The organism is Citrobacter sp. Cpo032 (assembly GCF_030332975.1).
In the GTDB taxonomy this organism is placed as follows: domain Bacteria; phylum Pseudomonadota; class Gammaproteobacteria; order Enterobacterales; family Enterobacteriaceae; genus Citrobacter; species Citrobacter portucalensis.
The window spans coordinates 1-305 of the sequence record NZ_JAOWGU010000004.1; the positions used below are offsets into that span (position 1 = coordinate 1).

Consider the following 305-nt stretch of genomic DNA (forward strand, 5'->3'; position numbering starts at 1 on the left):
AAGTGAAACGCCGTAGCGCCGATGGTAGTGTGGGGTCTCCCCATGCGAGAGTAGGGAACTGCCAGGCATCAAATAAAAGCAAAAGGCTCAGTCGAAAGACTGGGCCTTTTGTTTTATCTGTTGTCTGTCGGTGAGCGCTCTCCTGCCCAGGACAAATCCGCCGGGAGCGGATTTAAACGTTGCGCAGCAACGGCCCGGAGGGTGGCGGGCAGGGCGCCCGCCATAAACTGCCAGGCATTAATTAAAGTGAAGAAGCCCATCCTGACGGATGGGCTTTTTTGCGTCTGTGCGGGATGAAAACCGCC

General features: G+C 56.1%; 1 protein-coding gene. It reads right to left on the reverse strand.

Features of this window, described 5'->3' with window-relative positions; translation table 11 throughout:
• Positions 1–113 precede the first annotated feature (113 nt).
• Positions 114–305 (reverse strand): hypothetical protein (locus OGY33_RS00020; RefSeq protein WP_286570892.1); only part of this gene is annotated, 192 nt, incomplete at its 5' end.